Genomic DNA, 7500 nt, shown 5'->3' with positions numbered 1-7500 from the left:
TAGAACAACCGCCCCCGAGGCGGTTTTTTCATATCTGGAGAACACCCATGGACTGGACAACCCTGTTCCAGACGGTCCTGCCGTATCTGCCTGCGCGGTATGCGGGCGACATCGTCTCGATCCTCACCTTCCTGATCGGGGCGGCTGCGCTGGCCATGCGGTTCTGGAAGCCGCCCGCCTCAGGCAGCAAGCTGGCGCTGCTCTACAAGGTCGTTTCTGCCCTGGCGCAGTCGAAGGGCTGGAACACCAACGCCTATCAGCCCGATGCCAAGGCCCTGATGATCCCGGCCGAGGCCAGCCGCACAATCGAGGCGGCCAAGCTGGGCCTCGATCCGGCGTCCACCCATCCCAAGGCTGGCGCGCCTCCCAAATCGACCGCCTGACCCGAAGGAGGCAGGCTCCGCCTGTCAGACCGTTCTTTCTTCCGCCGCCCTCTGAGGCGGTTTTTTTATGTCTGGAGACATCATGCGCAATCGCTTTCTCGCCCTCAGCCTCGGTGCCCTGCTTCTCGGCTCCACGGCTGCCTGCACCACGACCCCGACCACGGCGACCTTCAACACGGCCGCGCTCAACAATGACGCCGCAGCCATCGCCTATGCCGTCCAGGCGATCGAAGGCATTCCCGAACTGGAAAGCCACCTGTCTACTGCGGACAAGGCCAAGTTCGACAATCTGGTCGCGCAGATCCGCAGCGTGTCCGCACAGGTCGCCGCCAACTCCAATGGTTCCATCACGGTCGCGACCGGCAAGGACTGGGCCAAGTCGCTCGGCACGGATCTCGAAACCCTGCTGGCGATCGCGACCCCGATCGTGAAGGTCTACTCGCCCTCGGCTGCCACCTACATGCAGACCGTCCAGGCGATGATTCCGCTGGTCGAGGCGCTGGCCGGTGTGACGGCCGCACCCTATGCCGCCCCGCTCCAGTCGCCGGAGCTGATCCGCGCCCGGATCTATCAGGGCGTCTGATGCTGGGCCTCTGCCGCGTCGCGATTGTGGCGCGGCAATCTGGCTGCTGGTCGGCATGTTCTGGCCATGAGTCCGGAGCCTAAGATCATTCTGCGTAGAAACGCTCATCCTTAAATTTCCAAGAAGGCTCTAAGGATGAATATTTTCTTTTATGTATAGATATAATTTATCCATAACCTCACTAAAATCGCACGTTTCATAATCGATTAACTGTTTGAGTTTCGAATATATTCCCAATCCATATTGACCATGAAGAATGCAATTTTGTATAATATCACAATCTTTACCTGAGAATGGATTTTTATATTCTTTTATATCAAACCTTATGATAGAATATATTTTACTTGCTGTAGTTAATATATCTCTAGGATCATAATATCCAATTGTTTCCATTTCTATGGCGTCAAAAAAGTTGAAAACCGTAGCTATGAGGAAACTTCTTAACGAAGCCATCTCATCATAGGAGAGAATTATATCTTCCATGTTACCTTCCATTCACTACTTCTAAAAAAATAGCGATACCAATCTTCTGGCCCAAACAAAGTCCCGTTGTTCCTATCTATTTTTGAAAACCCTTTTGTTAGCAGCCGCCCCTCACCGGGCGGCTTTTTTATTGGAAAATCCATGACCTACAAACTGGGCAAGCGCGCCCCGAGACATGACCCGCGCACCTATCGCCTCGGCCGGGTGCTGGCCGTGCGTCTGCCGGCCGTGCCCGCAGCCCGCGACTGGTCGCAAAATGTGCCCTATCAGATGTGGGGCAATGACCGCTTTGGCTGCTGCGCCTTTGCCGCTCACGCCGCGCTGGTGGCGACCTGGACCAAAGCCGCGCAATCGCTGGTCATGCTCTCGACCGAAACCGTGCTGGACAACTATGCGGCGCTGACGGGCTTTAATGCCAAAACCGGATATGATCCGGGCACCATCCTTCTGGACGAACTCAACGCATGGCGTCGTAACGGCCTGCTCCGGCCGGGACAGACCCGCGATTACCTGACCGCCTATGGATCGATCGCACCGACCGACGTCGTGGGGATCCGCCGTGCCATCGCCTATCTGGGCGGTGTGCTGGCGGGTGTGCAGGTGCCACAAGGCTTCCTCGATCTGGGTCTGGGCGAGACCTGGGACTGGGATGCCATTGCCGACCATACACCTGCGGGCGGCCATGCCATCGCGCTTGTCGGCTACACTCCAGACGGCGTGTTCTTCAACACCTGGGGCACGCGGACCTTCATGCCGTGGAGTACCTTCACGCGGATCGCGGATGAAGCCTATGGCCTGCTGTCACGGGAGAACTGGCTGGGCATTCCCGGTACGGCCCCGACCGGTGAGGACTTCGACGCGCTGCTGACGGAAGTGAGGGCCGCATGACGACGGTTCACAATCTCACACCCTCTCCACTGCGGACGGTGACGCTCCAGTCCTGCACCGGCCTGTTTGCCCAGGTGATGTGGACGCCAAAGGCCTCGGCCGACTGCCTGGACTATGTGCTGGACTTCTCCGCCCTGCTGGCCGGCACAGGGGATACGCTGACTGCGATCCGCTCCGCCGTCGTCACGACAGCCACGGGCGGGGCCTATGACCTCAAGGTCATGTGGTCTGCCGTGGCCGGGACACTGGTCGTGGCGTTCCTCGCCAGCGGGCAGCCCAACACGGCGCAGAAGGTCCTCTTTGAAATCACGACCCAGCAGGGTCGCGTGTATTCGGTGATGGCTGTCCTTCAGATCACAGCGCTGACCGTGGCGACCGCCCCGCCATCTGACTTCCCGGCCGACACCCTGACGAACGGCAAGGTGCTGATTGCCGGCATCGAGGCGCTGCCTGCGGGTTATTCCTCGAATGGCCGCGTCGTGATGGCGACAGAAGACGCCGCTCCCGTGGGCACGCCGTCGTTCGAGAGCGTGACAGCCGGGACGTATGCCGGCGACGGTTCGGGGTTGGAGGTCACGTCAGGCAGCAAAGCCCAGACTATCGGTCAGTGGATTGCGGCATGGTCCTCGGGCGGAACACAGGGTGTCGGGATCCGGTCGATCAACGTCATGCAAGGGGCGGTTACGGCAGGCCAGCCGTCGACGGTAACTCTGACCGCCACGCTCACGGATGGCACAACCACGGCTCCGGTCACATTCGAAGCGCCAGCGGGTGCTGCCGGTGCTACAGGTCCGCAAGGTGCGCCGGGAACTGCTGGATCGGATGCCAACGTCACGGCCGCGACTGTCAACGCAGCGCTCGGATACACGGCAGCCAACGGGGCAAATTACTTCCCGCTCTCGATCGACAACACCAAAGACGCATCGGGCAATTTTCATCTCCCTGCCATCGTCGCGACCAATCAGTCTTTCGATAACGATGGGGGCTTGTACACGCTCGGCTTTGCCGATGGGCCAGTCATCAAGGTGAGGATAGACAAAGGATACTTTGGGACAAATTTCTTCATCCTGAAGTCTATGACCAGTCAGCCGCTCGGTTTGATCCTGTCCAATCAGGATGGTTCGGCCGCGTCCATTGCTGCCTATAAATGCCCTGACGGGAGTGGTTCGACCCAGTCCAACGCCTACAACGTCGATGGCCGGTCAGGGTCCGGGACGATCGGCGCGTTTCTCTGGACCAATCAGGACGATCCGAAAGGACGTTACTGGATGCTTCAGGCGTTTACGAACACCAGCGGCGATTTCTATCCTGACCTGAAGCTCTTCGCAGGAACGTCGGACCGGTCGGCGTGGCAGAAAACGCCTCTTCTCGCTTTCAGTGGTCCGGACAACCGGGCCACGTTTGCGGTCGAGCCTCTGGTTTTGCAGACGTTCACCTTTGCCACGCTTCCACCGTCTCCAGCCGCATGGCAGCGCGCTCTTGTGACGGACAAGGCCATCGGCTCCGGCGCTCAGGGTGTCATGGCGATGTGGAATCCGAACACGAAGTCCTGGACAGGTCTGAACGGGGAGACGCTGGTATGAAGCCGCTGTTGCTCTGTGGGCTTCTGGCCCTCTCGGCCTGCTCGGCCGGATCTGTGTCGCCCGTGACCATCAGTCAGGCAATTGCCGGTGTCCAAGCGGATCTGACGAAGGCAGGCGTGGTCAGTGTGTCTGGTGTCCAGACATGGACGGCGGATCAGGCGGCCCGGTTCGATGCCAACGTCCGGGCGCTCCAGTGCGCGCAGCAGACGTCAGATCCGGTCGTGGCCATGATTGCGGGGCCGGTGACGATGGATCTGTCCGGCAGCTTCAGCCAGTCGGGATCGTTCTCCGTCTCGGCATCTTCTGCCCTGCCAGTCTTCGGGCTTCAGGCCGATGCCAGCCGGACGAAAGGCCAGACCCTGAACGTGCCTGTCCAGTTCGTGCCGCTCTCGGCTCTGGCTGATGCCGAGGCTGGGCGGGAGGTCGGCTATGCGGGAGCGCTGCTCGGTCAGAATGATGTTGTGCGGGAGCGGGTGGCAGAGCGGATTGAGGGGGACCGGACGGCACTGACAGCGCATGTCGAGGGGCTGATCTCGAGTGTCATGCGCTGCTTTGAAACGAAAGTCCGGCCATTCGTAGGATTTAAGAAGGAATAAGAAGGGCCGCTATAAGGGGGGGAAAGCGGTTGGTCCGCTTCGGATCTATCGGACACTTCAAATAAGCCTTGTCGGTCAAAATAACCGACTACCGTTTGGGACTTGTCGTTCAGGTTCAACCAGAACGACGTTTTTTGTGATATCAAGAAATCCAAGCGTTAAGACCTCCGAGACAAAAGGTCCAATTTGTCGAGGTGCGAGATTCACGACACATGTAACTTGCCGACCCAATAGATCATCAGATTTATATAAACCTGTAATTTGAGCGCTTGATTTTTTTACTCCGAGCTCAACTCCAAAATCGATTTTCAGCTTCCACGCTGGTTTTCGTGCCTCTGGGAATGGATTAACTTCCATGATTGTGCCCACACGAATATCTATATTCATGAACTCTTCGAACGAAATAGATGCCACGATTTTATACTCCGTTCCGGGATGATTGCATCGCAGCGTTACTGAACGTGCGATGATGTTTTCGATGAGCTGATACGCATGTCATTACACTACAAACAATGAGCGTAAATGCAGCGACCTCGATGGGGCGAGGCCACCGACCTTCCCACAGGAACCCGTAGATGAGAGCAAAGAGCGTCTCGAAAAGAATCATCTGCCCAGTCATAGTTAAAGGAAGAAGGCGGCTCATCTTGTTCCACAAAGCATTACCCAAGAAAGAAGCAATAATTGCGACTGCCGTAGAGACCCCAACGAAACAACTCCACGACATAAGGTCGTGATCCAAGTGACCACTGAGTAGCGCGATGGGGACAAGACAGGCGGCTTGAGCTCCGGTGACAAGACCTATCAGAAGATTCCAGTCATGGACTGAAACTGTGCTTAGACGCACGAGACTGCGGCTGTTTCCAACAGCATAAGCTGTCCAAGACAAAAGTGCGGTAATCGCCCATAAGAGCCCCATACTTGTTTGGTGCGTCGCTTCAGGTGCTTTAAGAGCTTGCCACCCAATGCAAACTGCACCTGCACCGCACAGAAGAAGAGATGGCAAAAGCGATGTTAAGGAAACAGCCCCTTTGTCTCTGCTTCCAATAATCGTAACAGCTACAGGAAGAAATCCTATTACCAAAGACGTTAATGCTATACCGCCACTTTGCACCGCCTTGGACAGAAGAATATAATATAAAGTATTTCCAAATAAAGAGAGCCAAAAGAGGGCGCGCCAATCCTGCTTTTTTAGGCGTGATTTCAATACGGGCCAGCGAGGCATAATAACAAAAAAGGCAATGATCCCGTAGGCTAGGAAGCGCCCAATAGCCAGTTGAAGAGGAGTAAAATCACGCGCCAGTTCAGGCGCAAGAAATACCAAGCCCCACAAAGCACCCGCACCAACACCACATAACGTGCCCAATGGGATATTATAGCTTGTCTTAGAGCGATTTTCTGTTTCCGTATCGAGCACGATGTTCTCCCCTTAAAGAGAGACGTATCATCGAGGAATTGATTTTTGTGCTCTTGATTCACCTTAAAAATGCAACAAAAACTCGCTTATGAGAAAAAAGACCACCGTGAAGCAGTTGGATGAGTTTGACAGAGCAATTCTGCGCATTATTCAAAAAGACAACAAAACACCACAGCGGCGCATTGCAGAGAATGTTCATCTGTCAGCGGCGGCTGTGCAGAGACGTATTGCCGCTATGGAGAAGAGCGGCATTATCAAGCAAAATTCGGCTCTTCTGAATGTGCATGCTGTTGATATGAACATTACCTCTATAGTTGAAGTTCACTTAAAAGATGAGCGCATAGAAACTGTTGATTCAGCAAAAAACGTATTCAAATCGACACCTGAAGTTCAGCAGTGTTACTATGTCACAGGAGGAATTAGCTTTGTATTGATTATTGTAACCTCTGACGTAAAATCCTATGAACAAATAACGCGTCGTATATTCGCTCAAAATGATTTTGTATCCAGTTATCGTTCACTCATTGCCTTAGATAGAGTGAAAACTGGCAGCGAGATTGTTATACCCTAATGTCGGCTAAACGCTGAGTAATTGCCTGTTAAAATGTCCGACATGTAGGCGGAAGCCGCAGGACCGGTTTCGCCCTCATGTCCGTCACTTCTGTTGTCCAATCGGCGTCTGCAAAACGGACATTATTGACGAAGCTGCTTGACCGCTGCTGCTAGCATCAGCAAAGTCGTGTTTGCCTAAAAAGACAGCGATGCAGGTATGGTGACAACCTGTGGTCTCTCTGGAGAGACAGTCACGCTTGAGCGAATAAACCCGTTCTTGGCCATGGCCGGACACGACGAGGATAGGCCTCGCCCGTGGTCGGTCGTCGTTGTCCAGATTGCGATCGGCTCGTGTCCGTCTCACCAACGGAAAGACACAGTCATGAAGCTGAACCATATCAATCTCTACAGCCACGATACTGAGGCTGATCGGGTAATGTTCGAACAGTATTTCGGCCTGTGCACTCTCGTTGTGCGTGGAGCCAAGATGGCCATCATGCAGGACAATGATGGGCTGGTACTGATCGTCAACCATTTTGACAACAAACTCGAAGGCTTCGATTATCCCAAGCGTTTCGACATTTTGCACATTGGTTTCATCCAAAAGTCTCGCGAGGACGTCGATGCTCTCTATAAGCGCCTGAGCGGGGACGGCTGGGAGGTGCAGGTGCCACGCGACGCACATGGCGCGTGGTCTTTCTATTTTCGAGCGAAGGGTGGCTACTTCATCGAAATCACGACATTAACGCCGGTTCGCCCCGAAGAAGCGTATCAGGGAGCTCCATGATAATGCTTGGCACGAGAGGCTGAGTAATTGGCCGAGCTTCGTCAAATATACGGATCATACGTCTCTTAGCACCTCAAAGTCAGTGAACTAAGTGGCGGTCTGGGTACGAGCCGTAAGCTTGTTTCCATCTGGATCGCGAAGGTAAGAAACGAAAGCTCCGTTTGGGCGCTCAATGGGCGGGCTTTCTATGCTGGTTCCGCCATGGGCGATACCGGCGTCATGCCACGCAAC

Annotated in this window: 10 protein-coding genes and 1 pseudogene; 7 read left to right on the top strand and 4 right to left on the bottom strand. The window is 55.0% G+C overall.

The genetic code is table 11. The annotated features are described in order from the left end of the window. The first annotated feature begins 47 nt into the window (after nt 1-47). Nucleotides 48-383, top strand: coding sequence for a hypothetical protein (locus JK213_RS15480; protein ID WP_194263526.1), 336 nt, complete (start codon nt 48-50; stop codon nt 381-383). An 82-nt stretch (nt 384-465) separates the two neighbouring features. Beyond that, on the top strand, nt 466-966 hold the full coding sequence (locus JK213_RS15475) for a hypothetical protein (RefSeq protein WP_194263525.1): 501 nt from the start codon (nt 466-468) through the stop codon (nt 964-966). Nucleotides 967-1095: 129 nt separating this feature from the next. Here JK213_RS15475 and JK213_RS15470 read toward each other — a convergent pair whose 3' ends face one another. Next, nucleotides 1096-1449 (bottom strand): hypothetical protein, encoded by a 354-nt coding sequence (locus JK213_RS15470; protein ID WP_194263435.1) that lies wholly within the window; start codon nt 1447-1449, stop codon nt 1096-1098. Between the two features lie 141 nt (nt 1450-1590). Between JK213_RS15470 and JK213_RS15465 the strand changes: the two genes are divergently transcribed. The 3 genes from JK213_RS15465 to JK213_RS15455 are packed head-to-tail and all read left to right on the top strand — an operon-like array spanning nt 1591 to nt 4516. Beyond that, a complete protein-coding gene (locus JK213_RS15465) occupies nt 1591-2337 on the top strand; it encodes a hypothetical protein (protein WP_194263434.1) in 747 nt (248 codons plus the stop codon). Beyond that, entirely contained in the window at nt 2334-3920 is a 1587-nt protein-coding gene (locus JK213_RS15460; protein ID WP_194263433.1) for a hypothetical protein, read from the top strand. Before JK213_RS15465 ends, JK213_RS15460 begins: the two co-directional genes overlap by 4 nt. Next, nucleotides 3917-4516, top strand: coding sequence for a hypothetical protein (locus JK213_RS15455; protein WP_194263432.1), 600 nt, complete (start codon nt 3917-3919; stop codon nt 4514-4516). Before JK213_RS15460 ends, JK213_RS15455 begins: the two co-directional genes overlap by 4 nt. A gap of 75 nt (nt 4517-4591) precedes the next feature. On the opposite strand, the gene JK213_RS15450 is transcribed toward JK213_RS15455, so the two are convergent. Both JK213_RS15450 and JK213_RS15445 read right to left on the bottom strand, forming a co-directional pair. Beyond that, nucleotides 4592-4930, bottom strand: coding sequence for a tRNA-binding protein (locus JK213_RS15450; RefSeq protein ID WP_194263431.1), 339 nt, complete (start codon nt 4928-4930; stop codon nt 4592-4594). Nucleotides 4931-4934: 4 nt separating this feature from the next. After that, the gene (locus JK213_RS15445; protein ID WP_322783076.1) at nt 4935-5930 is read right to left on the bottom strand and encodes a DMT family transporter; all 996 of its coding nucleotides are present in this window, start codon (nt 5928-5930) and stop codon (nt 4935-4937) included. Nucleotides 5931-6036: 106 nt separating this feature from the next. On the opposite strand from JK213_RS15445, the gene JK213_RS15440 reads away from it, so the two are divergent. Together JK213_RS15440 and JK213_RS15435 are read left to right on the top strand one after the other, a co-directional pair. Next, complete coding sequence (locus JK213_RS15440; RefSeq protein WP_322783075.1) at nt 6037-6501, top strand: Lrp/AsnC family transcriptional regulator; 465 nt, start codon at nt 6037-6039, stop codon at nt 6499-6501. A gap of 363 nt (nt 6502-6864) precedes the next feature. Further along, the gene (locus tag JK213_RS15435) at nt 6865-7269 is read left to right on the top strand and encodes a VOC family protein (protein WP_194263429.1); all 405 of its coding nucleotides are present in this window, start codon (nt 6865-6867) and stop codon (nt 7267-7269) included. 87 nt (nt 7270-7356) lie between these two features. Here the strand turns inward: JK213_RS15435 and JK213_RS16140 are convergent. Then, nucleotides 7357-7500 (bottom strand): annotated as a pseudogene (locus JK213_RS16140) (VOC family protein); the annotation flags it as partial.

Origin of the sequence: Gluconobacter sp. Dm-44, assembly GCF_018256175.1 — a bacterium.
Lineage (GTDB): Bacteria > Pseudomonadota > Alphaproteobacteria > Acetobacterales > Acetobacteraceae > Gluconobacter > Gluconobacter cadivus.
Note: the sequence above shows the minus strand (reverse complement) of the source record. Positions and strands in the feature narration are given on the sequence as shown.